Here is a 23,699-nt window from a genome sequence, read left to right on the forward strand (position 1 = left end):
ACCGATGGCGCTCACCGAGGTCGAGACCTACGACGTCCAGGCAGAAGGCTATGCCGCGTCGAACCGCGGCGACGGCCCCCGGCACAACCCGTACTCGTGGTCCAAGGACAACGAGCGCTGCAGGGCATGGATCGCCGGGCACGCCATGGCCACGACGGAACTCGCCGCGGCGGGCGTCACGGTCGCGCGCTGGACGGGCCCCACGCCTAAGGAGCGCGCCGCGCAGCAGTCCTGACGGACATGAGAAGGGCGCCCCGGTCCAGATTGGGGGGATAGGACCGGGGCGCCCGGGCAATGAGGCTACACGCCGTTTCTGGGCAGGCGCTGGACGACACGCGACAGCACGTCGAGCAAGCGCCGCCACTCGCGCGCTACGGGCGTCTGCGGGCCGACGTAGCCCTTGCACGTGGGGTCGCCCGCACGGGCCGCTGCTACGCGCCACCGGCGGGCCCTCGCCTGCAAGCGCCGTCGAGACGCTGTTGGGGGCGGCGCGGTAGAAGGCTGGAAGCGCAGGCTCACGGCTCGCCGGTCTCCGCGGATGGATAGCCGATCCTCTCGAGGTGAGCTTGCGCCTGGGCGAGCGCCCAGTCGAGATCCTTGAAGTCTCCACCGATCCAGTGATCCTCGACGCCGTCGCCGTCCATCTCGATGTAGCAAAGGTTCCACCCCGGCTGGGGGTGGTGGCGCTCGGTGAAATCTAGGATCGGCGTTTGGTCCTTATCGAATTGTTCGTCGCCAGGATTGACCTCAGTCGCCACGCGGATTCGGAAACGCTCGCCCATGGCCTTAATCGTCTCCCACCGTCACGGCCTCGGGGAAGGCCTGCGTCCCAACTATGGCGCCATCGAGGCCGCGGTACTTGGCGGCGGCGTGCGGTAGAGCTCGTGCTCGCATACGGTCCGCGCTTTGCCGCGCCGTCGAGACGCTGTTCGGCCCCGTCAGCTTCGTGACCTTCCCGACCTCATCCGTGAGGAGATCCGAGAAGCCCACGCCTTGGGTGTGCGCGACGCGGCCAAGCTCTGCAACCGTGGCTTCCGCGATCGGGACGAGCTCCTCAGGGGCGAACGTGCGCGTGATCCCCGAGTCGAGGGCGACGGACACGAGGCCGCTGGCCTCCTGGCCCGACTCGCCCGGCACGACGGTCCCACGATGGCCCATGAGGTAGGCGCGCGTCTCGGTGGTCCAGTAGTCGCTACGGACCACGAGGACCCGCGTACCTGGGGCTGGAGTTGTGGACATTGGGGGTCTCCTCAGTCAAGGATATTTCGCCCCATAGCGCTCTCTTGGGATAGCTAGAGCTACCCGAACTGGCGGGAATCCGTACAGCGTTCACTCGGTTAGAGTCCGCGACTATCTGGACTGACCACCGCACGCCACCACAGACGAGAAGGGCCCGGACACCTGTTGCAGGTGTCCGGGCCCTTCTCGTAGTCCGGCTTTGCCCGCCTGACGGGGCTCAGCGTGGTGGAACTCAGTCCTCGGCGAGGGCGACGGGATCAGTCAGCCGGCTCGACTCGTCATGCCACACGGAGGCCAGCGGACGCAGCGTGGGCTCGACGGCACGCGCGTGGTGGGCGCAGAACTGGAGCTCACCGCCCGATGCCTCCAGGACGACGCGCACATAGGCCTGGGCGCCACAGCGGTCGCAGCGGTCGATGGCGGTCAGGGTCGGATCCGCAAGTGCTGCAGTCATCTCAGCCTCCTCAGCGTTCACAGGGTGCTTCACGCGGTTCACTACATCTAACACCGCCGATGCGGGTATTTCTGCCAAGAATGGGCAACTTTCGCTCGCGGCGTATTGCAGTTCGGCAACGGCCCACGCGCGCCCTGACGCCGGGGGGTGAACAGTCGGGCGCACGGCTGGCGGCGTTGCCACCTCGCGGGGCGCCCGGCGACTAGTCTAGATCTGTACCCTGCCATCCGACCGAACGAGTCGTCCCCCTCGAAGGAGTGCCGCGCGCGTGACACCGAGTTCTGAATACACCGCCCGGCACCTGTCGGTCCTCGAGGGACTCGAGGCCGTCCGCAAACGGCCGGGCATGTACATCGGTTCGACCGACTCACGCGGCCTCATGCACTGCCTCTGGGAGATCATCGACAACTCCGTCGACGAGGCGCTGGCCGGGTTCGGGCACGAGATCGCGGTGATCCTCCACGCCGACGGCTCGGTCGAGGTGCACGACGACGGCCGCGGCATCCCGGTGGACGTCGAGCCGAAGACGGGCCTCACCGGCGTCGAGGTCGTCTTCACGAAGCTCCACGCGGGCGGCAAGTTCGGCGGCGGCTCCTACACCGCCTCTGGAGGCCTCCATGGCGTGGGCGCCTCGGTGGTCAACGCCCTCTCCGCGAGGCTCGACGTCCAGGTGGACCGCGCGGGCAAGACCTACCAGATGTCCTTCCGCCGGGGGGAGCCGGGGCGCTTCAAGGACACCGGGCGCCCCAGTCCCACCTCGCCGTTCGAGCCCTTCGTCGACGACTCCGTGCTCGATATCGTGGGCAAGGCGAAGCGAGGCGTGACCGGGACGCGCATCCGCTACTGGGCCGACTCCCAGATCTTCACGCCGGACGCCAAGTTCTCCTACGACGATCTCGCGACGAGGGCCCGCCAGACTTCCTTCCTCGTCCCCGGCCTGCGCATCACCGTGCGGGACGAGCGCCGCCTCGCGGGGACCCCTGGCGCGGACGGGCCGCACGAGGAGGTGTTCCACCATGACGGCGGCATCTCCGAGTTCGTCGACTACCTCGCGATCGATGCGCCCGTCACCGACGTGTGGCGCCTCCATGGCGCCGGGACGTTCTCCGAGACCGTCCCGGTGCTCGATGAGAAGGGCCACTCGCGGATCGCGGAGGTCGAGCGCTCCTGCGAGGTCGACGTCGCGCTGCGCTGGGGCGTGGGCTATGACACGACGCTGCGGACGTTCGTCAACATCATCGCCACACCGAAGGGCGGCACCCACCAGTCCGGCTTCGAGGCCGCGATCCTGAAGGTGTTCCGCAAGTCGGTCGAGGCCAACGCGCGCAAGCTCAAGGTGGGCAACGACAAGCTCGAGAAGGACGACGTGCTCGCCGGGATGACCGCGGTGCTCACGGTGCGTCTCGCCGAGCCGCAGTTCGAGGGCCAGACCAAGGAAATCCTCGGTACCCCGGCGGTGCGCCAGATCGTCTCGAGGGTCGTCGAGAAGGAGCTCGGCGCGAAGCTGAGCTCCACGGCGCGCGGCGACAAGAACCAGAGCTCCGTGCTCCTGGAGAAGGTCGTCAACGAGATGAAGTCGCGCATCACCGCTCGCGTCCACAAGGAGACGCAGCGGCGCAAGACCGCCCTCGAGTCCTCGACCCTGCCGGCGAAGCTCATCGACTGCCGTACGGATGACACGAGCCGTTCCGAGCTGTTCATCGTCGAGGGCGACTCGGCCTTGGGCACCGCGCGGCACGCCCGCTCGAGCGAGTTCCAGGCGCTCCTGCCGATCCGGGGCAAGATCCTCAACGTGCAGAAGGCGTCGGTGGGGGACATGCTCTCCAACGCCGAGTGCGCCGCGCTCATCCAGGTGGTGGGCGCGGGCTCGGGCCGCAGCTTCGACATCGAGGCGGCCCGGTACGGCCGCGTGGTGCTCATGACCGATGCCGACGTGGACGGCGCACACATCCGCACGCTCCTGCTGACACTGTTCTTCCGCTACATGCGGCCGATGGTCGAGGCCGGGCGGGTCTTCGCCGCCGTGCCCCCGCTGCACCGCGTCGAGGTCGTCAATCCGGGGGCCAAGGCCAACGAGATGGTGTACACGTACTCGGACGCCGAGCTGCACCGGGTGCTGGCCCCGCCTCGAGGCCGAGGGCCGCAAGCACAAGGAGCCGGTCCAGCGGTACAAGGGCCTCGGCGAAATGGATGCCGACCAGCTCGCGGAGACCACGATGGACCCTCGGCACCGGAGCCTCCGCCGGGTGACCATCGAGAGCGCGCAGCGGGCCGAGGAGGTCTTCGAGCTGCTCATGGGCTCCGACGTGGCGCCGCGCAAGGACTTCATCGTGGCGGGCAGCGCCCAGCTCGACCGGGAGAAGATCGACGCCTAGCTGGGCGAACGCCTCGCTAGAGGAGACCCGGCACGAAGAGCAGGACGGTCGGCGCCGCGATGAGCAGCAGGCTCGCAGTCAGCACGGCCCCCGTCGCGCTTGGAGGCAGCGGGGGCCTCGGTGTCAGGAGCCTGCTGAGCCGGCCGGCGATGTCGACGCCGTCGGTGTCGAACGCGCCAGAGGAGAGACCCGGGTCCGGCGCCGCGTGGCGGGAAGCGGCAGGCGGGATGATGCCCACGGGTGCGCCCTCGCCGTCGTGCGTGCCCGGCACCGCGGCGCCGTCCGCGCCGCCGCCGACGGCGACGAGGGCGATCGCGCGCACCAGCACCTCGTCGGGGACGGTGCGCCGAGCGGCGTCATCGGCGAGCATCTCGACGAGCGCGTTGACCGCCTGCCGCGCGAGCCGGGTCGTCGGGAGCCACGGCAGTGCGGACCGCCAGGCCTCGAAGGCCCACAGCAGGAGGTGGTGGCGCTGGGTGAGGTGCGCCTTCTCATGGCTCACGACGGCGTGGAGCTCCTCAGGCGCGAGGGTCTCCATGAGCCCGTCGGAGAGCACGGTGACGGATCGGGAGCCGCCGGGCAGGCAATATGCGACGGGTGCTGGATGGTTGATGACCCAGGTGCGTTCCAGGGCTCCGGACGGGGAGCTGAGCAGGGAGAGGAGCTCGCGGTGGCGGCGGCGCTGGCCCACGATGCGCGCGTAGGTGAGCAGCAGCGTGAAGACGAGGTGCACGCTCAGCAGCGCCGCGGCGCTGAGCGCGAACAGGTGCCAGAAGTGGAGCTCATCGGCTGACTTGTTGGCGAGGACGATGGTCACAGCCCGCCGGATCGCTCCGATGAGGCTGTCCCCGAGCGGTGAGAGGCCGTAGACGAGCATGGCCCCGATCATGGACAGCCCGCCCGCCAGGGCGATCGACTGCCACAGGACCATGGCCGCGAAGGGGGAGCGGGCGGGCCACTGGGCGCGTGACAGCGCCACCGGCACGGGCCATGCCAGCAGCACCGCCAGCAGCGCGAGGAGGTACGACGTCGCGAGCACGCGCGCTCCGCCCGGGTGGGTCAGCCGCGGGCGAGGAGCCTGCGGAGGGTGGCGGCCTCTGCCTCGGTTACCGAGCCGATGAAGCGCGCCAAGACCGCCTCCCTGTCGGGCGCGGTGCCGAGCGCCTCGTGCATGAGGCGGGCCGTGTGGTCCTCGCGCGTCGAGATGGCCCGGTAGCGGTGCGGCCGCATGCCGCGCTCGCGCTCGACGAGGCCCTTCTTCTCGAGCCGCGACAGGACGGTCAGGACCGTGGTCACAGCGAGATCCTTGCCCTCGTGGCCCTGGCTCTCGCTCTGGGCCAGTCGGTCGCGCAGATCATTCGCGGTAGAGGCCTCGGGGGCAGTCCACAAGAGGTCCATCACCGAACGCTCGAGTTCACCCAGGCTTGCCATGTGCGTCTCAGTCCTTACATGCCGATCCGGCACGCCAACCGCTGGCGCGCCTACTCCATTCTACGCACGGTAGAACACTTTCGGTGCTCCGCGAGCGGGCGCGTTCGCTCACAGCGGCACGGAGGGGAGGATGGGTTCACGCCCACACGGCGGCTTCGCCCCGCCCGGTGTTCTACACTTTGTAGAAGTCAGGGTTTTCTACGAATCGTAGAAGCAAACGTCGGCCAGAACCGGGAGCATGCGTGGACGCTTTGGAGATAGCACGCTGGCAGTTCGGAATCACCACGGTCTACCACTTCATGATGGTGCCGCTGACCATCGGCCTGGGGCTCGTCGTCGCCGTGCTCCAGACGGTCTGGTTCCGCACGGGCAAGGGCGAGTTCCTCAGGATGACCAAGTTCTGGGGCAAGCTCTTCCTCATCAACTTCATCATGGGCGTGGCCACCGGCATCGTCCAGGAGTTCCAGTTCGGCATGGCCTGGAGCGAGTACAGCCGGTTCGTCGGCGACGTGTTCGGCGCCCCGCTCGCCATGGAGGCCCTGCTCGCGTTCTTCGTCGAGTCCACGTTCCTCGGCCTCTGGATCTTCGGCTGGAAGCTCCTTCGGCCCGGCCTGCACCTCGCCGCGCTCTGGATCGCGGTCATCGGCTCGGCCGTCTCGGCGTACTTCATCATCGTGGCCAACAGCTGGATGCAGCATCCCGTCGGGGTCAAGGTCGTCGACGGCCGCCCCGTCATGACCGACGCGTGGGCCGTGTTCACCAACAACACGGCACTCGTCGCCGTCCCGCACACCCTCCTGGGCGCACTCGGAGTGGCCGGTGCGTTCCTCCTCGGGATCGCCTGGTACCACCTGTGGCGCCGGAGGCACGACGGCATCGACAGCGTCGAGGTCGTCGACGGCCGGCAACGCGTCGTCGTCGGTGAGGCGCCCGGTGTCCCGGGACGCGACAGGACCGACCACGCCGTGTGGCTCAAGTCCCTGCGCATCGGTGCAGTTGTCGCCATGATCTCGTTCGCCGGCACCGCCTTCACTGGCGACCTCCAGGGCAAGCTCATGTTCGAGCAGCAGCCGATGAAGATGGCCGCGGCCGAGGCGGCGTGCCACGACGGCACGAGCTTCTCCGTGCTCTCGGTCGGCAACCTCGGCTCGAAGGACTGTTCCGACGTCGCCGCGGTCATCGAGATCCCCGGGCTGCTCTCGTTCCTCGCCCACAACGACTTCACCACGAACATCCAAGGCGTCAACAGCCTCCAGGACCAGTACAAGAAGGCCTACGGGTCCAACCTTCCGGACAACCCGATCTACGGCGACCGCGCGGGCCAGCCCATCAACTACGTCCCCGTCATGGAGGTCACGTACTGGGGCTTCCGCGCGATGATCGGATTCGGTGGCCTCGCCGCCCTCGCGGCGCTCGTGGCCCTCATCCTCACCCGCAAGGGCACCGTGCCCGAGTCGCGGTGGCTCATGCGGCTCGCCGTCCTGGGCATCCTTGCCCCGTTCGGGGCGAACGCCGCCGGCTGGATCTTCACCGAGATGGGCCGGCAGCCGTTCGTCGTCGCGCCCAATCCCGCGATGGCCGGAAGCGTCGACCAGGTCTTCATGTTCACGGCAGCCGCGGTCTCGCCCGGGGTGAGCGCGGGCGAGATCCTCACCTCGCTCATCGTCCTGACGCTCATCTACGCGGTGCTCATGGTCGTAGAGGTCCGCCTCCTCATCACCTACGTCCGCGGCGGCGTCGCATCGGCGATGCCCGAGCTCGCCCACGCCGCCCACGAGCACGACGGGGGCCCGGACGGCGACGGGCCCGGCAGCGGCCCGGCGGGCAAGTCCGCCGACGACGTCCTGGCCTTCGCCTACTAGGAGCGCACGATGGAAACCCCCACCATTCTTCAGGCTGTCTGGTTCTGCGCCATCGCCGTCCTCTGGATCGGCTACCTCTTCCTCGAGGGATTCGACCTCGGCGTCGGGATGCACATGAAGCTGTTCGCCCGGGGCGAGCGCGAGCGCCGGGTGCTCCTGAATACGATCGGCCCAGTCTGGGACGGCAACGAGGTCTGGCTGCTGACCGCGGGCGGAGCGACGTTCGCGGCCTTCCCGCGCTGGTACGCCTCCCTGTTCTCGGCGCTGTACCTGCCGCTCACGCTCGCGCTCGTGGCCCTGATCTTCCGTGCGGTGGCCATCGAGTACCGCGGGAAGGTCCACTCCGACCGCTGGCGCGCGGTATGGGACTGGGCACTCGCCCTCGGCTCGGGCGTCGCCGCCTTCTGCGTCGGCGCGATGCTCGCCCTGACGACGGCGGGACTGCCGCTGAACGCCAACGGCGACCGGGTCGGCGGGCCGTTCGTGTGGCTCAACGGGTACGCCGTGCTCGGCGGCCTCGCCGTCGTCGGGTTCGCGCTCGTGCACGCCCTCGCGTTCCTGGCCCTCAAGACGGACGGCGAGGTCCGCTCCCGGGCCCACCGCGCGTTTGTCCGCTGGCTCCCGTTCGCCGTGCTGCCCCTCGTGGCCTGGGTCCTCGCAGTGCAGCTGCATACGGGGAAGTGGTGGAGCTGGGCGCTCACCGCCGTGGCGGCGGGCGCCGCAGTCACCGCGTGGGCGCTGGGCCGCCGAGGCTCGGAAGGCAGGGCGTTCATCGGCCTCGCCGTGTTCCTCGCGACCGGCGCGGCGGCGATCTTCTCCGCCGCCTTCCCCGTGGTGCTGCCCTCGACGATCGACCCGGCCCTGAGCCTCACGGCGGCCAACGCGTCGTCGTCCGACTACACGCTGGGCCTCATGACTGTTGTCGCCCTTATCGGCCTCCCGCTCGTGCTCGCCTACCAGGCGTGGACATATTGGGTGTTCCGCCGGCGGCTGAGTGTGGACAGCATCCCGACCGCACACGCGGTGGTGCCCGCGACCATCGTCCGGCTCGTGACCGGCCGGCAGGCCTAGGCAACGTCAGGCAGGACCAGCATGCGACCGGACATTCCCCTCGGCCCGTCGACGCGGCGCGCCCTCGTCTTCCTCGGCATCCTCGCCGTGGCGAAGGCGGCGGGCCTCGCCCTCATGGCACAAGGGGTCGCGTCCGGCCTCGCGGGCCTCGCGTCCGGCGCAGGCGCGGCCGCCCTGGATAGTGCGTCACTGTCCTCGGCGACCCTGATGGCCGCGGCCGGCATCCTCGTCCGCGCGGCCTCGCAGTGGGGAACGTCGGCAGTGGGCCGGTGGGCCGCCGTCGGAGTCAAGGAGGAGCTGCGCTCGCAGCTGATCGAGGCGGGGCTCTCCCGTCCGGCTTCGAGGCCGGCCCCCGGAAGTGGTGCGGAGGGCGTTCCCGCGGACGACGGCGGCGCCCGGGTCGCGTCGTCGCCCGCGGCCACCGCGGTGCTCGCCGGCAGGGGGCTGGACGAGCTCGACGCCCTGTACACCCAGTACCTGCCGGCGCTCGTCCAGACGGCTGCCGTCCCCGTGCTGCTCGGCGCGAGGATCCTCGGCGCGGACTGGGTCAGCGCCCTCATCCTCGTGCTCACGCTGCCGCTCGTGCCGGTGTTCATGGTGCTCATCGGGCGCCACACCGTCGACGCCGTCTCCGAGGCCCAGCAGTCGCTCCTGCGGCTCGGCGCGCACCTCGTGGAGCTCGCGCAGGGGCTGCCTGTCCTCGTCGGTCTCGGGCGGGCCGCCGAGCAGCGCAGGGCCCTCGCGGAGCTCTCGCGCTCCTACCAGGGCCGCACGATGGCCACGCTCAGGGTCGCGTTCCTCTCGGCGCTCGCCCTCGAGCTCATCTCCACGATCTCCGTGGCGGTCGTGGCCGTGTTCATCGGAGTCCGCCTCGTGTACGGCGACATGCCGCTCGAGGCCGGCCTCCTCGCCCTCATCCTCGCCCCGGAGTGCTTCCAGCCCCTCCGCGACTTGGGCACGGCGCATCACGCGAGCGAGGACGGCGCCGAGGCGCTGCGCCGCACTCGCGAACGCGTCGCGGTACCCCACGGCATGCCGGTCCTCGCCGGCGGGACCCCCACGCCTGCGGCGCCGGGGGTGCCGGAGATCCACGTGGATGCCCTCGCCGTACGCTACGGTGGCGCTGCGCCCGGCGCCGAGCGCACGGCCGCCGGGCCCGTGACCTTCATCGCGGAGGCCGGAAGCGTCACGGTGCTCGCAGGGCCAAGCGGTTCCGGGAAGACGACCGTCCTCGCGGCGATCGCCGGCCTCGTCCGCGATGGCGCCGGCGCCGCCGTCAGCGGCACCGTCCGGGGCGCCGACCCAGCGCGCCTGGCCTGGGTTCCGCAGCACCCGCAGTTCACGGAGGACAGCGTGGAGGCCGAACTCGCCCTCTATGCGGGGGCGGCGGGGGAGCGCGACGGAGCCCTCGTCGAGGAGCTGCTGGCCGGACTGGGCCTCTCGGGGCTCGGCGGCGCCCGCCCGTCCGAGCTGAGCCCCGGCCAGCAGCGGCGCGTCGCGGTCGCCCGCGGGCTCGCCCGGGTGGCCGACGGCGCCAACGTGGTCCTCCTCGATGAGCCCACCGCACACCTCGACGAGGCCTCGGCGGCGCTCGTGGAGGCGGCGATCGCGTCGCTCGCCGGGCGGGCCACCGTCCTGCTCGTCTCCCACGAGCCCAGGACCGCGGCCCTCGCCGACCGCGTGGTCGAGCTCGCGCCGTCGGCAGGGGTGGTCTCCGAAAGGTTCGGCGTCCGGACCCCCGACGCGGACGACCTGACCCGCCCGGTGCGGGAGGCTCCGGCAAGCGCCGCGGCGCCCCGGCGAGCGTGGCTCAGGACGCTGGCCTCGATCGTCCGGCCGGATGCCGGGACGTACGTCCGCGCCGCCATCGCCGGGCTCGGGGCGGCAGCCGCCGGCATCGCCCTGGCCACCCTGTCCGGCTGGCTCATCGTCCGGGCCAGCGAGCAGCCTCCGATCCTGTACCTGCTCACAGCCATCACCGGGGTGCGGTTCTTCGGCGTCGCGAGGGCTGTGCTGCGGTACCGGGAACGGCTCGTGCTGCACTCCGCGGTCCTCTCCACGCTCACTGTCCTGCGGGACAGGCTCTGGGGCGCCCTGTCCGCGCGTGGCCTCTCGGCCCGCCGGCTGCTCGTCCCCGGGGCGGCGCTCGAGGCGCTCGTCGGGGACGTCGAGGCGGTCCGCGACCAGCTGCCGCGCGTGCTCCACCCGATCGCGACGGCGCTCCTCGTCGGCGTCGGCGCGGTCGTCGCCGTCGGCATCATGCTCCCCGCGCAGGTTCCCGCGCTCGCGGCGGCGCTCGCCGCGAGCCTCGTCGTCGCGCCCGCCGTGGCCCTCGGGGCGGATCGCCGTGCCGCTGCGCGCCTCCAGGCTGGCCGCTCCGCGTTCCTGTCCCGCATCGGCCAGGCGCTCGCCGCCGCAGGAGACCTGGCCGCCAACTCCCGCACCGCCGCGGTGCTCGCCCGGCTCCGGGCCCGGGACGCGCGCCTCACCCGGCTCGAACGCCGCGGCGCCGCGGCCGAGGGCCTCGCCCAGGCCATCGTCATCGCCGCCACGGGGATCGCCGCCGCGTTCACCCTCGGAGCCGCGGCGGCCGCCGGCGCGCCGGCCACCACGACGGCCGCCGTCCTCCTGCTCCAGCTGGCCCTCGCGGAGCCGCTCGCCGCCGCAAGCACGGCGGTTCAGCACCTCCCCGCCCTGCGCTCGGCGCTCACCCGCGTGGCGGCCGAGGAATGGGGGGCGGATGGACGCGCTCCCGAGCGGCCGGCGGGGGCCGGCGCCCCCGGGGTGCACCTCCGGGGCGTGGTCGTGGGCTGGCCGGGCGGGCACGACGTCGTCTCCGGACTCGACCTCGAGGCGTCGCCGGGTGACTGGGTCGTCCTGGCGGGGCCGTCCGGCAGCGGCAAGTCGACCATGCTCGCGCTCCTCACGGGCTTCCTGGCGCCGCGCGAGGGCTCGGCCGGCGTGAGCGGCCGCGTTGCGTGGTGCCCCCAGGAGTCGCACCTGTTCGACTCGACCGTTCGCGGCAACCTCGCGGTCGCCCGAGACCGCGACCACGCGCCGTCGGACGCAGAGCTGGAAGCAGCGCTCGACCGGGTCGGGCTGCTCGAGCACGTGCGCGCGCTGCCCGGAGCGCTCGACGCGCGGATCGGCAGCCGGGGGTCGTTCCTCTCGGGCGGCCAGCGGCAGCGGCTCGCCGTGGCCCGCACGCTGCTCGCCGGGGCCGACGTCGTGCTGCTGGACGAGCCCACCGCGCACCTCGATCCCGAGTCCGGGCTCGAGCTCGTCGCGGAGCTCCACGAGGCGCTCGCGGACAGGGCCGTCATCATGGTCACCCACCACGCCTCGGAGCTCATGCCGGGGGACGCGCTCGTGGAGCTCGGCGGCCGGAGTGCCGGCACAGCCTCTGCAGACGTGGCGCACGACGGCGCGCGGCGAGCTCAGCCTGTCGGCTGAGCCGAAGCCCCGCGGTCCCCGCGCGGGCGCGCGGCGAGCACCTGCTCGCGCAGGATGTCTGCGTGGCCGCAGTGCTGGGCGAGTTCCCGCAGGACATGAAGGCAGATCCAGCGCAGCGGCAACGGACCTCGGCGGTTCCCCGGCACAGTGTCGTCGAGCCCCAGTCCGGCGACCGCGCGCCTCGAGTCCGCGCACGCCGCGAGGTAGTCCGCGCGGACGGACGCAATCGTATCCGTGTCCTCGAGGATGAAGGACTCGTCCGGCGTGGCGGGGATGCCGATCTCGGCGCGGGATCGTCCCGACACGGCCTCATCGAACCAGACCCGCTCCACGAACGCGGCGTGCTTCACGAGGCCAAGGAGGGTTGTGCGGGACGGCACGAGGGAGGCACGCGCCTCGGCTTCGGTCAGCCCGTCGAGGCACTCTGCCAAGAGCGACCGGTGCTCGTCGATGAAGGCGTCGAACTGTGCCCGCAGCTCGGCGCGGAAGGCCGCAGGATCGTTGGGCTGCATGCCTTCAGCCCCGCACGTCGTGCAGGTGGTGCTCGACGTCGTGGAGGAAGTAGCGGGCGAGAGTCACGACCGTGAACTTGCTGCCGTTGCTGCGCAGGCCGCGCCGGCCGAAGGCCGCCTCGGGCACGGCCGCGAAGGCGTCGCGGGCAAGCGTCCCCTGCTCGGCAAGCTCGGCGCGGACCGTCTCCGGGTCGGCGTTCGCGTAGTCCTTCGCTACGGCCGTGGCGTCCTGGTCCCAGTCCGCGAACCGCGCCCCGTCCTCGCCGAGCATGAGGCCGAGCCGGTGGCGGAAGAGCTCGAAGACGTCCCGCACGTGGTACCCGTACTCGAGCGCCGACCACGTCGACTCGTCCGGGCGCACCCGCACGTCTTCGCGGCCCAGGGCCGAGTCCCATCGGGGCAGGGTCTCATCGACGCGCCGGGCGACGTCCTGCGGCGTCAGCGAGTCGGGGTCGAAGCCGCACTCGGGGCAGGGGCGGTCGAGGACCCAGGTCCAGTCCTTCGTGTCAGGGGTGATGGCCATGGCCGCAGTCTAAGCGGGAGGGCACACGTGAGCGTTCCCGAGACATGCGAATGACGCGTGTATATGTACCCGAAACGAGGAACGGGCGCACTTGTGTGTTCCCGAGACGGTCAGGCGAAGGTGGGACCGATCTCGTCGACGGCCTGCGCGAGGGGGATGCCCGAGCCGTCGCGGCGGCCGAACTCGCTGGGCAGCGACCGCGCGACCCCCGAGGACGACGACGCCCTCGCAGGGCCCCTGCCGACCCACGCGAGCGTGAGGCGGTCCTCGCCCTTGAGGAAGCGGTGGGAGCGGACCCCGCCGGTCGCGCGGCCCTTCGCGGGGTACTCGTCCAACGGCGTCACCTTCGCGGTTCCGGCGGTCGTCCCCGGCAGGGCGCCGTCGGCCCCCGCGATCGTTACGACGACGCCGCGCGGCACCTCGACGCCTTCCCCGGGCTCCGCCCCGGCGCCGGCATCCTCCGCGCCGACCACGCCGAAGAAGATCGCCTCATCCCCGTCCGCGAGCTTGATGCCGGCCATGCCGCCGGCAGTGCGCCCCTGCGGCCGCACGGCCGAGGCCTCGTAGCGCAGGAGCTGCGCCTGGCCGGTGACGAACACGAGGGTGTCCGCGTCCGCCGCGGCGGCGGCGCCGATCACGGCGTCGCCCGGCTTGAGGGCGATGGCCTCCCAGTCCTCGCGGTTGAGCGGGTAGTCCGGGGAGACGCGCTTCACGATCCCGTGCGCGGTCCCCAGCGCGACGACGGCGTCCAAGGGGACGAGGGCGACGAGGGACTCGCCCTTGGCGAGGGCCATGAAGTCCTTCGCTGGCACGCCGCCAGCCATGTTGGGCAGCCCGGCCGAGGCGGCCAGCAGCGGCAGGTCGACGACCTGGAGCCGCAGCATGCGCCCGGCCGAGGTCACGGCCCCGACCTCACCGCGCGCCGTCGTGCGCACGACCGAGCGGAAGACGTCGTGCCGGACCCGCGGACCGGCCTCGGCGAGCGGCTCGGCGTGCGCCGTGCGCGCGATCAGGCCCGACGCCGAGAGGATCGCCCAGCACGGCTCGTCGGCGATCTCCAGCTGCAGTGGGGCCGGCTTGCCCTTCGCCGCACCCGACGCGGCGCCCGGAGCGCCCGGCGCCGACGCCGAGGCCTTGCTGCCGAGGGCGGGGGCGTCGTCGTGCTCGAGGAGCAGCGTGCGGCGCGGGGTCCCGTACGTCGCGGCAACCTCGCCGAGCTCGCGCGAGACCAGGTCACGCAGGAGCGTGTCGGAGCCGAGGATCGCCTCGAGTTCCGCGATGTCGCGGCGCAGCTCGTCCTGCTCCTTCTCGAGCTCGATCCGGGAGTATTTGGTCAGCTGGCGCAGGCGCAGCTCGAGGATGTAGTTTGCCTGGACCTCGGACAGGTCGTAGATCGACATGAGGCGCTCGCGCGCCGCCGAGGCCTCGTCCGAGGTGCGGATGATCTGGATGACCTCGTCGATGTCCATGATCGCCACGAGGAGGCCCTCGACGAGGTGGAGCCGGTCCTTCCGCTTGCCGAGGCGGAATGCCGTGCGGCGCCGCACCACATCCAGCCGGTGTCCCACGTAGACGTGCAGGAGCGGCAGGAGGCCGAGCGTCTGGGGCTGGCCGTCCACGAGCGTGACGTTGTTGATGCCGAACGAGTCCTCGAGCGGCGTGTAGCGGTAGAGCTGCTGGAGGACGGCCTGCGGGTTGAAGCCGTTCTTGACCTCGATCACGAGCCGCAGCCCGTGCTGCCGGTCCGTGAGGTCTGTGACGTCGCTGATGCCCGCGAGCTTCTTGGCGTTGACGGCGTCCTTGATCTTCTCGATGACCTTCTCGGGGCCGACCGTGTACGGCAGCTCGGTCACGACCAGGCCCGTGCGGCGCGCCGAGATCTGCTCGACTGCGACCTTCGCGCGGGTCTTGAACGAGCCACGCCCGGTCCGGTACGCGTCCCGGATGCCGTCCAGGCCCACGATCTGGCCCCCCGTGGGCAGGTCCGGGCCGGGGACGAGGTCCATGACCTCCTCGAGCGTCGCGTCCGGGTTCGCGATCACGAGCTGGGCGGCCGCGATGACCTCGCCCAGATTGTGCGGGGCCATGTTCGTGGCCATGCCCACCGCGATGCCCGTGGCGCCGTTGACGAGGAGGTTCGGGAATGCGGCGGGGAGGACCTCGGGCTGGGTCAGCTGCCCGTCGTAGTTCGGGACGAAGTCGACGACGTCCTCGTCGAGGTCTCCGGTCAGTGCGAGCGAGGCCGCTGCCATGCGGGCCTCGGTGTAGCGCGGCGCGGCCGGGCCGTCGTCGAGCGAGCCGAAGTTGCCGTGGCCGTCGATGAGCGGCAGGCGCAGGGAGAAGCCCTGCGCCATGCGCACCATCGCGTCGTAGATCGCGGCGTCCCCGTGCGGGTGCAGCTTGCCCATGACCTCGCCGACCACGCGCGCGCTCTTCACATGGGCGCGGTCCGGCCGCAGGCCCATGTCGCTCATCATGTACAGGATGCGGCGCTGGACCGGCTTGAGGCCGTCGCGGGCGTCCGGCAGGGCGCGGGAGTAGATGACCGAGTAGGCGTACTCGAGGAAGGAGGTCTCCATCTCCTCGGCCACGTCGATGTCGGTGATGTTCTCCGCGAAGTCATCGGATCCGGGGAGAGTGTCCGCTCCAGTGCGGCCTGCGCTGGAGCGAGGGTTCTGTCGACGTGCCAAGACTGCGTGGGTCCTTCGTGTGGTGGTGCCGTGTGGTGGTTCGGGCGCTGAACTAGGCTAAGCCTATGGCGGACTCGGCACCGACAGACGCATTTGGCCAGCACCGCGCGCTCGGCGAGCATGGGGGCCCCGGCGAGGAAGGCGCATCTGACGGCAAGTACCCGCACCACTGGGAGGCGGACGTCGTGCTGCGCGACGGCGGCACCGCGCACCTTCGGCCCATCCGCCCCGAGGACGCCGAGGCGCTTCAGGAGTTCCACACGCACCAGTCCGAGGGCTCCATCTATCTGCGGTTCTTCAGCTACAAGGCCCGGCTGACCAACGCCGAGCTCAAGCGCTTCAGCGAGGTCGACCACCACGACCGGGTGGCCCTCGTCATCACGATCGGCGATGAGATCATCGGCGTGGGCCGCTACGACCGCCTGACGGACCCCACCGAGGCCGAGGTCGCCTTCAACATCGCGGACCACCATCAGGGGCGCGGGCTCGGATCGATCCTCCTCGAGCACCTCGCCGCGGCCGCCCGCGAGAACCACATCCGCCGCTTCACCGCCGAGGTGCTGCCCGAGAACCGTAAGATGCTCACCGTGTTCGCCGAGGCGGGCTACGCGGTCAAGCGCCAGTTCGACGACGGCGTCATCAGCGTCGCGTTCGAGATCGACCCGACCGAGAAGTCCCGGGCGGTCATGGAGTCCCGCGAGCACCGTGCCGAGTCCCGCAGCGTCCTCGGCCTTCTCGCGCCTGCCTCGATCGCCGTCATCGGAGCGAGTCGAACGTGGGGCACGCTGGGCTTCCAGCTGCTCGAGCACATCGTCGAGGGCGGGTTTGCGGGACCCGTGTACGCCGTGAATCCGGAGGCGCTCGAGCTCGGCGGGATGATGGCGTACGGCAGGCTCAGCGAGGTCCCCGGGCCCGTCGACCTCGCGATCGTGGCCGTGCCGTACGAGCAGGTTCCGGGCGTCGTCGCCGAGTGCGGCGCCGCAGGCGTGAAGGGCGCGGTCATCGCGTCGGGCGGTTTCGCCGAGCGCGGCGAGGAGGGCCTCTCCCGCCAGCGCGAGATCGTGCGGAATGCCCGCTCCCACGGCATGCGGGTGGTCGGCCCCGAGTCCCTCGGGATCGTCAACACCGATCCTGACGTCCGGCTCAACGCCTCGCTCGCCCCGAGGCTGCCGAGGCAGGGGGCCCTCGGGCTGTTCAGCCAGTCGGCCTCCCTGGGGGTGGCGCTCTACGCGGCCGCCGAGCGGCGGAACCTCGGCTTCTCCTCGGTCTTCTCGGCCGGCAACCGCGCCGACGTCTCGGGCAACGACCTCATGCAGTACTGGGAGGACGACGTCGCGACGGGCGCTGTCGGGCTGTACTTCGAGTCCTTCGGCAACCCACGCAAGTTCTCGCGCATCTCCCGGCGGCTGGCCCGGAGCAAGCCCGTCATTGTCGCCAAGAGCGAGGTCACAGGGCTGCGCCTGCCCCCGGGCCACTCCGTGCGCACCACTCAGGCGCCCCATGGGGCGCTGGACGCGGTGCTGCGGCAGTCCGGCGTGATCCGCGTCAGCACGGTCGAGGAGCTCATCGACGTCGCGCAGATCGCCGTGGGGACGCTCCCCGCCGGCCCGAACGTCGCGGTGCTGAGCAACTCGCTGGCCCTCGCACGCGTGGTGTCGGACAGCGCAGAGGGCGAGCAGCTCCACGTCGTCGCGGTGGCCGGGGACCTCGACCTGTCCCAGGGCCAGTCCCTCGCGCTGCCTGAACTGCGGCGGCGCCTCGCCGAGCTGGGGACACGCACCGACGTCCACGCGGTCGTCGTCGCGCTCCTGCCGACTGTCGGGGTGCGTGTGCCCGCGCTCGCCCAGGCGCTCGCCGAGGGGGCCGAGGCCCTCGGCAAGACCGTCGTCGCCGCGTTCCCGGGGGTGCTCGACCGCCGGGTCGAGACGGAGGGACTCCTGCCCGCACCCGAGGACGCCACTGCGCTCGCCGTCCCTTCGGTGCCCAGCTACGTGAGTGCGGGAACGGCGGTGGCTGCGCTCGCCGCCGTCGTGCGCTACAGCGAATGGCTCGCCCGCGACCAGGGCCCTCTCTTCGAGGCGGAGGTCGACGACGACGGCGCCGAGGCCCTCGTCGCGCGGTCCCTCGCCGGGGTCGAGGGCACGGAGCTGATCGAGCTGGAGGCGCACGACGCCGCGCGCCTCCTCGCGTGCTACGGCATCCCGGTCCTGCCCTCCCGGCCGGTGGCGACGGCCGGGGAGGCGGTCGAGGCCGCCGAGTCGCTCGGGTGGCCGGTCGCGATCAAGTCCGCCGCCGAGAATCTCCGCGCGCGCCTCGACCTCGGGGCCGTCCGGCTGGACGTGCGCGACGCGGCGGACCTGCGCGCCGAGTTCGACCAGATGCGACGCTCCCTGGCCCCCTACGGCGGGGGGCACTTCGAGGTGCAGAGCATGGCTCCGCTCGGGCAGGCGTGCGTCATCCGGGCCATCGAGGATCCCCTCCTGGGCCCCGTCCTCTCGTTCGGGCTCGCCGGGGATGCCGTCTCCCTCCTGGACGACTGGGCGCACCGCATCACCCCGCTGACCACGGGGGACGTGGCGGAGATGGTCCGCTCGCCGAGGACGTCGGTGAAGCTCTTCGGCCACGAGGGGCTGCCCGCTCTGGATGTTGCCGCGCTCGAGGATCTCGTGGGTCGGGTCTCGCTGCTGAAGGACAGGCACCCGGAGGTCTCGCTGCTCGAGCTCAAACCCGTGGTGGTGAGCGGACAGGGGCTGACCGTGCTCGCGGCCCAGGTGTGGGTCGGGAACGCGGCGCAGCGCATGGACAGCGCACGCCGGGCCCTGATCGCGCAGTGACCGGCTTCCGACCCGTTTTTGGGGTGCCCACCGACGTTCTGGGACAATGGCGCCTATGAGCCACAACCCGTCCGGGGCACCCGCAGGCCAGCAGCGCGGCACAGGAGCGGGGGAGACCCTCACCGCGGCGCTCGAGAGGACGGGCTTCTACCCGCTGCTCGTCGGCGACGTCGTCCAGGACGCACTCGACGGCCGCACGCCCGTGGCGCACCTGACGCACCTCGAAACGCATTTCGAGCGTTCCGAGGTCCGCCGCCACGTGACGGTCCTCGCCCTGACCGAGGACATGCTCGTGGTCACGCACGTGGATGAGTCCCCGCTCGACGAGACGGGCAGCCGGATGGCGGCCCAGGTCTCGACGGAGTCGGTGCCGGTGGCCCAGATCGCCACGGTGGTGCTCTCGTACGTCTACGCCGAGCCCGTCGAGTACTCGCCCGGCGACCCGGTGCGCGAGGTGACGCTCGCGATCGCGTGGAGCGGCGGCCAGCGCATCGACATCGTGCCCGCGGGCTGCGGCGACCCCCAGTGCGAGGCAGACCACGGCTACACCGGTACGGTGGCACAGGAGGACCTCGTGCTGCGGATCAGTGCCGACGCCGATGGACCGCGCGCTGTGGACGCCGCAAAGCACTTCGCACGGCTCCTGCGCTCCGTGAGCACCGGGTCGGGCACGCGTCCCCCGGCCCCGACGAGGCCGCGGCTGGGTGGCCTGGCCTCCAGGACGCTGCGCGGCCACGGCGGCCGCTAGATGACGGGCGCAACCGGAACCGGGAAGGTCGCACCGCCCCTGCCACCTCCGCCCGCGTTCGGGACTCGCACGGTGGCCGAGCTCTTGCCGTCGTGCGCGGCGGCTCTCGGCGCGGAGGGATTCCCCAATCCGCTGAGGATCCCCGAGTCATCGCGAATCTGCCTCGTGATGGTGGACGGACTCGGCCGGAACCTCCTGTCGAAGCGGATGGCACACACCCCGTTCCTCCGGGACAAGCTCGCCGCGGGACAGGGCCCTGTCCCGGACACCCTCGACGCGGCGTTCCCCAGCACGACGGCGGCCTCGCTCGCGAGCCTCGGCACGGGCGTCCCGCCCGGCCAGCACGGCATGGTCGGCTACGACGTCTACGCACCCCACCTCGACCGGGTGGTCAACCAGCTCAACGGCTGGGATCCTGACGTGGACCCCCAGCGGTGGCAGCCCTGCCCCACGGTCTTCGAGCTGATCCACCCGGGGATCCACGTCGCCACCGTGAGCCTGCCCCAGTTCGAGGGCTCGGCCATGACCCGCGCAGCGTTGCGCGGCGGGGAGTTCATCGGCGCAGGAACCCTGCACGCGCGCACGACGGCGGTCTCCGCGGCGATGGCTGCCCACCCCCGGATGCTGGCCTACTTCTACCTCAACGAGCTCGACAAGGCCGGCCACCAGTTCGGCTGGACCTCGCCCGAGTGGGAGGAGGCGCTCGAGGAGGTGGACTCGGCGCTGCGCCGCCTCGACGCGCAGCTGCCCGCCGGGACCCTCGTGCTCGTGGTCGGCGACCACGGCATGGTGGACATCCCGCCGTCCCGACGCCTCGACATCGGCGCCGACCCCGCGCTCACCGAGGGCCTCCGTCACACGGCCGGGGAGCCGCGCATGCTCCACCTCCGTCGAGCGGCCGGCGTCCGGCGCCGCGGTGGCGGCCGTCGCCGCGCGGTGGCGGGACCGCTTCGGCGACCAGGCATGGATCCTCACGCGCGGTGAGGCGATCGACCGCGGGATGTTCGGGCCGGTCGTGTCCGAGCAGGTGCACGACCGGATCGGTGACCTCATCGTGGCCGTCCATGGGGGCCTCGCGCTGTACGACGGCCGCCGGGTGCGGCCCCAGGCGTTCGAGATGGTGGGCCAGCACGGCTCATGGACCAAAGCCGAGCGGCAGGTGCCGCTCGTCGCGTTCCGCGCGCGCGGCCGGATCCAGGGCAAGCGGGGCAAGCGTGGCTGAGCTCGTGTTCTTCACCGGCACGATGGACAGCGGCAAGTCGACCCTGGCGCTCCAGATGGACTACAACCACCGTGCGGGCGGCCGGAAGGGCCTCCTGTTCACGAGCCACGACCGCTCCGGCGAGGCCGTGATCACGAGCCGGCTGGGCCTGAGCACGCCGGCGATCGAGGTCGGCCCGGAGTCGAGTTTCTGGGACGAGGTCGTGCGGCGCCGCACCCACGCCAAGGAGGTCGATTACCTCATCTGCGACGAGGCCCAGTTCTACCGCTCGGGGCAGGTCGACGAACTTGCCCGCGTGGTCGACGAGCTGTGCGTGGACGTGTACGCCTTCGGGATCGGGACGGACTTCCGGGCACGGCTCTTCGAGGGCTCCGCACGGCTCGTCGAGCTCGCGGACCGGATCGAGACGCTCCAGGTACCGACGCTGTGCTGGTGCGGCCGCCGGGCGACCCACAACGCGAGGACCGTGGACGGGACGATGGTCCTGACGGGGGAGCAGGTCGTCGTGGCCGACATCACGGGCCGAGGGCTGGCTTCGGGCAGCGTCGGCTACGAGACGCTCTGCCGCCGGCACTACATGGCCGGGCGTACCGCGGCGTTGGCGGCGGTCATGGGAGAGGGCGAGCAGCTCCTGCCGTTCGGGGACTAGCCCCTGCGGGCCGTGCCGTGGCTCGCCGTGCCCTCGTCATGCCTTCGGCTTAGTCGCCCTTCGTGCCGAAGACGATCTCGTCCCAGCTCGGCACCGAGGAGCGTTTCGCGCGCGAGGAGCGTCGGGGCTCCGGCGCTGGCGGGGCCTGCTGGGCGGGTGGGGCCTGCGATGGGACCTCGCCGCGGCCCACAGTCCGCTCGGCTCGGGGGCTGCCCTCGGCCTGTCCGTGCGGCGCCCGGGCTCCCGCATCTGGCCCATCGGCGCCGCGTTCGTCGCGGGGCGCCTCCGTTCCGCCGTCTGCCGCTCCGTGCCCCTCGTCGCGCTCCTGCGGGCGCCTCGACGGGACGACCGTGATCTGATGGGTCTCCCCGCTCAGGCCGGGCCGGAGCGCGAGGTGCGGGTCGTCGGCGTCGTGCGTCCGGGGAGCGAGGCGGGAGAGAAGCGAGGTGATGCCGCCCCGGGGCACGGTGGCGGTGGACGGCTCGGCGTCCTGCTCCCCGTCGGCCTCATCCTCGTAGGCAGGCTCGGGCTCCTCGGCCGGAGCCTCCGCGACGTCCGAGGGCCTCGGGTGCGCGGCCGGGATGCCATGGGTGAGCAGGAGCGCGAGGGCATCGTCGGCGTCCTCGTCCACGCCGAGGCGCTGGCCGCGGCGCGCCCGCAGCATGTCCAGAAGCTCCGCCTCGCGGTCCACGGGCCCCGGGGCGGGCATCTCTGCCCGACGCACGGACTCGGGCGCCTCGACGTCGAAGGGATGGTCCGCGACCGCGGACAGGCGGCGTCGGGGCGAGGGCCCGTCGAGCGGCTCCAGTTCGCTCAGCTGCTGCGCCCAGCGGTTGGCGTTCGCAACGGTCCGGTGGACCGGATGGAACGTCCAGATCGCGGGCGGCTCCTCGCCGATGGACGACGGCGCGCCCTCCGGCAGGGCGAAGCGCGCCACCACCGTCCACTGGCCGTCGGGGCGCCGCCACGAGTCCCATTCGACGCTGTCCGCGGAGACGCCGTGGAGCGAGAGCCGGTACGCGGCCATCTCGCCGAGCGTGGCGGGCCTCTCCTGGTGCGGGCCCCGGAGAGCGTCCTGGTTCGGGAGCCTGCCGGGAACCTCGACCGCCTGGGCGCGGCGCGCCATGTGCTCGCGCTCGGCCAGGACCGGGCCCTCGAAACGCTGCACCCGTGCAAGGGGAACGCCGGAGGATTCCGCGACCTCCTCCGCGGTCGCCCCGGCCCGGATCTCGGCCTGGATCTGCCTGGGGGTCATGCCGGCGCCGCCGTCGCCATGGCCGGGAGAGGGGCGCTGGGGCGCGGGCCGGGACACGGCCCGGCGCAGCGCCTCGTCGAGCGGGAGGCGGAAGATGTCGCCGTTCGGGGCGCTGACGAGGAGGTGGGCGCCGTCCTCATGGACACCCACCAGGCGCAGCGCTCGCGCCTGATCCTGCTGATCCTGCATTGACGCCCTCCAGCTTGCTCTAGGTCTCCAGTAGAACTGTGCCATTCGCGTGGCGGAATCGCGGGCTAAACCCCCGGTGTGCCGCGATATCGGCGAGGATTCCGCCGGGGCTTTCGGCCCGTCGAGCGTGCCCGCGACCGAGGCGCTGGGACGCTCGTGACGGGAATGTTCCGGGCCGGAGTGGCGTTTTAGCTCCGCTTGGGGAACAATCTCCCCGTCACTGGGCACAAAATGGGGGCCGAGTGCGTTGGAGTGGACTACGTGGGATGCCACGTGACATGGCTAGCTTGACGGAGCGTGAACGAAGAACTATGGCGACCGACTACGATGCGCCGCGCAAGAACGAGGAAGAGCTCAACGAGGATTCCATCGAGGAGCTGAAGTCCCGCCGCACCGATAAGCAGTCTGCCTCGGTGGATGAAGACGAGGCGGAGGCCGCAGACAGCTATGAGCTGCCCGGCGCCGACCTCTCGGGCGAGGAACTCCTGGTGCGCGTGCTGCCGGCCCAGGCCGACGAATTCACGTGCGCCTCGTGCTTCCTCGTCCGCCACCGCTCGCAGATTGCACGAGAGAAGAACGGCTTGCTCTACTGCAAGGAGTGCGAGGGCTGAGCGCCCTCTGCGCGTCCCCACCACGGCGGCCCCGGCGCATCACGCGCTGGGGCCGCCGTCTTGGGTGTCGGGCCGCGGGCCGGAGGCTCAGGCCGCGCGGGAATGCTCTGTCAGCGCTGCGACGAGCTTGGACGGATGCCGGCTCGAGACGAGCCAATACGGTGTGCGGTCCTCGGGGTCGGTGAGCTCGACCCGCACCACCGGGGAGATCCAGCCGCGCAGGCAGAGGTAGGCGAGCCCATTGAGCCGCGGGCCGCGCTCGGCCGTGGCCTCCTCGCCGCTGAACGCCTCGACCTCGCCGGCGAACCCGAGCGGGAGCGTCGCCCGGCCTGCGCGGAACGTCGTCGTCGTGACCTGGACCAGCGGGGTCGATCCGATCAGTGCGACCGCGAGGATGATGAAGATCACGACGGCGGCGGTGAACCCTGCCGCGATGCTGATGGGGGCGAACACGAGGATTCCGGCGGCGGAGACGCCCACGGCGACCACCCAGACCCACCACGCGGGCCACAGCTTCTCGGAGTAGACGACGGGATCTGCGGTTCCCGCGCCGGGGGCGGGAGTCGTGGGCTCAGGCATGT

The 23,699-nt window shown here is 71.7% G+C and carries 20 protein-coding genes and 1 pseudogene; 11 read left to right on the forward strand and 10 right to left on the reverse strand.

The features are described from left to right. Positions 1-4: 4 nt before the first annotated feature. Positions 5-235, forward strand: coding sequence for a hypothetical protein (locus tag SCMU_RS09105; RefSeq protein ID WP_229232662.1), 231 nt, complete (start codon positions 5-7; stop codon positions 233-235). A gap of 280 nt (positions 236-515) precedes the next feature. On the opposite strand, the gene SCMU_RS09110 is transcribed toward SCMU_RS09105, so the two are convergent. The 3 genes from SCMU_RS09110 to SCMU_RS09120 all read right to left on the reverse strand — a co-directional run bounded on the left by SCMU_RS09110 (position 516) and on the right by SCMU_RS09120 (position 1,693). Beyond that, positions 516-782: a hypothetical protein gene (locus SCMU_RS09110; protein WP_229232663.1), complete on the reverse strand. Its 267-nt coding sequence runs from the start codon at positions 780-782 to the stop codon at positions 516-518. A 4-nt stretch (positions 783-786) separates the two neighbouring features. Next, entirely contained in the window at positions 787-1,239 is a 453-nt protein-coding gene (locus SCMU_RS09115; protein WP_229232664.1) for a hypothetical protein, read from the reverse strand. Between the two features lie 232 nt (positions 1,240-1,471). After that, positions 1,472-1,693 (reverse strand): DUF7455 domain-containing protein, encoded by a 222-nt coding sequence (locus SCMU_RS09120; RefSeq protein ID WP_229232665.1) that lies wholly within the window; start codon positions 1,691-1,693, stop codon positions 1,472-1,474. A 268-nt stretch (positions 1,694-1,961) separates the two neighbouring features. Here SCMU_RS09120 and SCMU_RS09125 point away from each other — a divergent pair. Continuing rightward, positions 1,962-4,068: pseudogene (locus SCMU_RS09125) on the forward strand (DNA gyrase/topoisomerase IV subunit B). A 16-nt stretch (positions 4,069-4,084) separates the two neighbouring features. On the opposite strand, the gene SCMU_RS09135 reads toward SCMU_RS09125, so the two are convergent. Next, positions 4,085-5,107: a M56 family metallopeptidase gene (locus SCMU_RS09135; protein ID WP_229232666.1), complete on the reverse strand. Its 1,023-nt coding sequence runs from the start codon at positions 5,105-5,107 to the stop codon at positions 4,085-4,087. A gap of 20 nt (positions 5,108-5,127) precedes the next feature. After that, the gene (locus SCMU_RS09140; protein ID WP_229232667.1) at positions 5,128-5,499 is read right to left on the reverse strand and encodes a BlaI/MecI/CopY family transcriptional regulator; all 372 of its coding nucleotides are present in this window, start codon (positions 5,497-5,499) and stop codon (positions 5,128-5,130) included. A gap of 242 nt (positions 5,500-5,741) precedes the next feature. On the opposite strand from SCMU_RS09140, the gene SCMU_RS09145 reads away from it, so the two are divergent. Genes SCMU_RS09145 through cydD form a run of 3 tightly spaced genes read left to right on the forward strand, consistent with a single transcriptional unit; the run spans position 5,742 to position 11,885 of the window. Then, positions 5,742-7,361, forward strand: coding sequence for a cytochrome ubiquinol oxidase subunit I (locus SCMU_RS09145; protein WP_229232668.1), 1,620 nt, complete (start codon positions 5,742-5,744; stop codon positions 7,359-7,361). Between the two features lie 9 nt (positions 7,362-7,370). Next, positions 7,371-8,432, forward strand: a complete 1,062-nt coding sequence (gene cydB / locus SCMU_RS09150; protein ID WP_229232669.1) for a cytochrome d ubiquinol oxidase subunit II — start codon at positions 7,371-7,373, stop codon at positions 8,430-8,432. A 21-nt stretch (positions 8,433-8,453) separates the two neighbouring features. Continuing rightward, on the forward strand, positions 8,454-11,885 hold the full coding sequence (gene cydD, locus SCMU_RS09155; protein WP_229232670.1) for a thiol reductant ABC exporter subunit CydD: 3,432 nt from the start codon (positions 8,454-8,456) through the stop codon (positions 11,883-11,885). Here cydD and SCMU_RS09160 read toward each other — a convergent pair. The 3 genes from SCMU_RS09160 to SCMU_RS09170 form a co-directional block, all read right to left on the reverse strand. Further along, positions 11,870-12,397, reverse strand: coding sequence for a DinB family protein (locus SCMU_RS09160; RefSeq protein ID WP_229232671.1), 528 nt, complete (start codon positions 12,395-12,397; stop codon positions 11,870-11,872). The genes cydD and SCMU_RS09160 overlap by 16 nt on opposite strands. A gap of 4 nt (positions 12,398-12,401) precedes the next feature. Then, a complete protein-coding gene (locus tag SCMU_RS09165; RefSeq protein ID WP_229232672.1) occupies positions 12,402-12,920 on the reverse strand; it encodes a DinB family protein in 519 nt (172 codons plus the stop codon). Between the two features lie 110 nt (positions 12,921-13,030). Then, positions 13,031-15,610, reverse strand: a complete 2,580-nt coding sequence (locus tag SCMU_RS09170) for a DNA gyrase/topoisomerase IV subunit A (RefSeq protein ID WP_229232673.1) — start codon at positions 15,608-15,610, stop codon at positions 13,031-13,033. A 65-nt stretch (positions 15,611-15,675) separates the two neighbouring features. Between SCMU_RS09170 and SCMU_RS09175 the strand changes: the two genes are divergently transcribed. From SCMU_RS09175 to SCMU_RS09195, 5 genes are all read left to right on the forward strand, one after another. Beyond that, the gene (locus SCMU_RS09175) at positions 15,676-18,444 is read left to right on the forward strand and encodes a bifunctional acetate--CoA ligase family protein/GNAT family N-acetyltransferase (RefSeq protein ID WP_229232674.1); all 2,769 of its coding nucleotides are present in this window, start codon (positions 15,676-15,678) and stop codon (positions 18,442-18,444) included. 55 nt (positions 18,445-18,499) lie between these two features. Beyond that, positions 18,500-19,192: a DUF5998 family protein gene (locus SCMU_RS09180; RefSeq protein ID WP_229232675.1), complete on the forward strand. Its 693-nt coding sequence runs from the start codon at positions 18,500-18,502 to the stop codon at positions 19,190-19,192. 72 nt (positions 19,193-19,264) lie between these two features. After that, positions 19,265-20,176, forward strand: a complete 912-nt coding sequence (locus SCMU_RS09185) for an alkaline phosphatase family protein (RefSeq protein ID WP_229232676.1) — start codon at positions 19,265-19,267, stop codon at positions 20,174-20,176. A 31-nt stretch (positions 20,177-20,207) separates the two neighbouring features. Further along, positions 20,208-20,414: a hypothetical protein gene (locus tag SCMU_RS09190; protein ID WP_229232677.1), complete on the forward strand. Its 207-nt coding sequence runs from the start codon at positions 20,208-20,210 to the stop codon at positions 20,412-20,414. Beyond that, entirely contained in the window at positions 20,407-21,063 is a 657-nt protein-coding gene (locus tag SCMU_RS09195; protein ID WP_229232678.1) for a thymidine kinase, read from the forward strand. Before SCMU_RS09190 ends, SCMU_RS09195 begins: the two co-directional genes overlap by 8 nt. A 49-nt stretch (positions 21,064-21,112) precedes the next feature. On the opposite strand, the gene sepH is transcribed toward SCMU_RS09195, so the two are convergent. Then, the gene (gene sepH / locus SCMU_RS09200) at positions 21,113-22,507 is read right to left on the reverse strand and encodes a septation protein SepH (RefSeq protein ID WP_229232679.1); all 1,395 of its coding nucleotides are present in this window, start codon (positions 22,505-22,507) and stop codon (positions 21,113-21,115) included. Between the two features lie 311 nt (positions 22,508-22,818). Here sepH and SCMU_RS09205 point away from each other — a divergent pair, with 311 nt between their 5' ends. Continuing rightward, positions 22,819-23,118, forward strand: coding sequence for a DUF4193 domain-containing protein (locus SCMU_RS09205; RefSeq protein WP_229232680.1), 300 nt, complete (start codon positions 22,819-22,821; stop codon positions 23,116-23,118). An 87-nt stretch (positions 23,119-23,205) separates the two neighbouring features. Here SCMU_RS09205 and SCMU_RS09210 read toward each other — a convergent pair whose 3' ends face one another. Continuing rightward, entirely contained in the window at positions 23,206-23,697 is a 492-nt protein-coding gene (locus SCMU_RS09210; RefSeq protein WP_229232681.1) for a DUF3093 domain-containing protein, read from the reverse strand. Positions 23,698-23,699: the final 2 nt, after the last annotated feature.

This window comes from Sinomonas cyclohexanicum (genome assembly GCF_020886775.1).
Taxonomy (GTDB): Bacteria; Actinomycetota; Actinomycetes; order Actinomycetales; family Micrococcaceae; genus Sinomonas; species Sinomonas cyclohexanicum.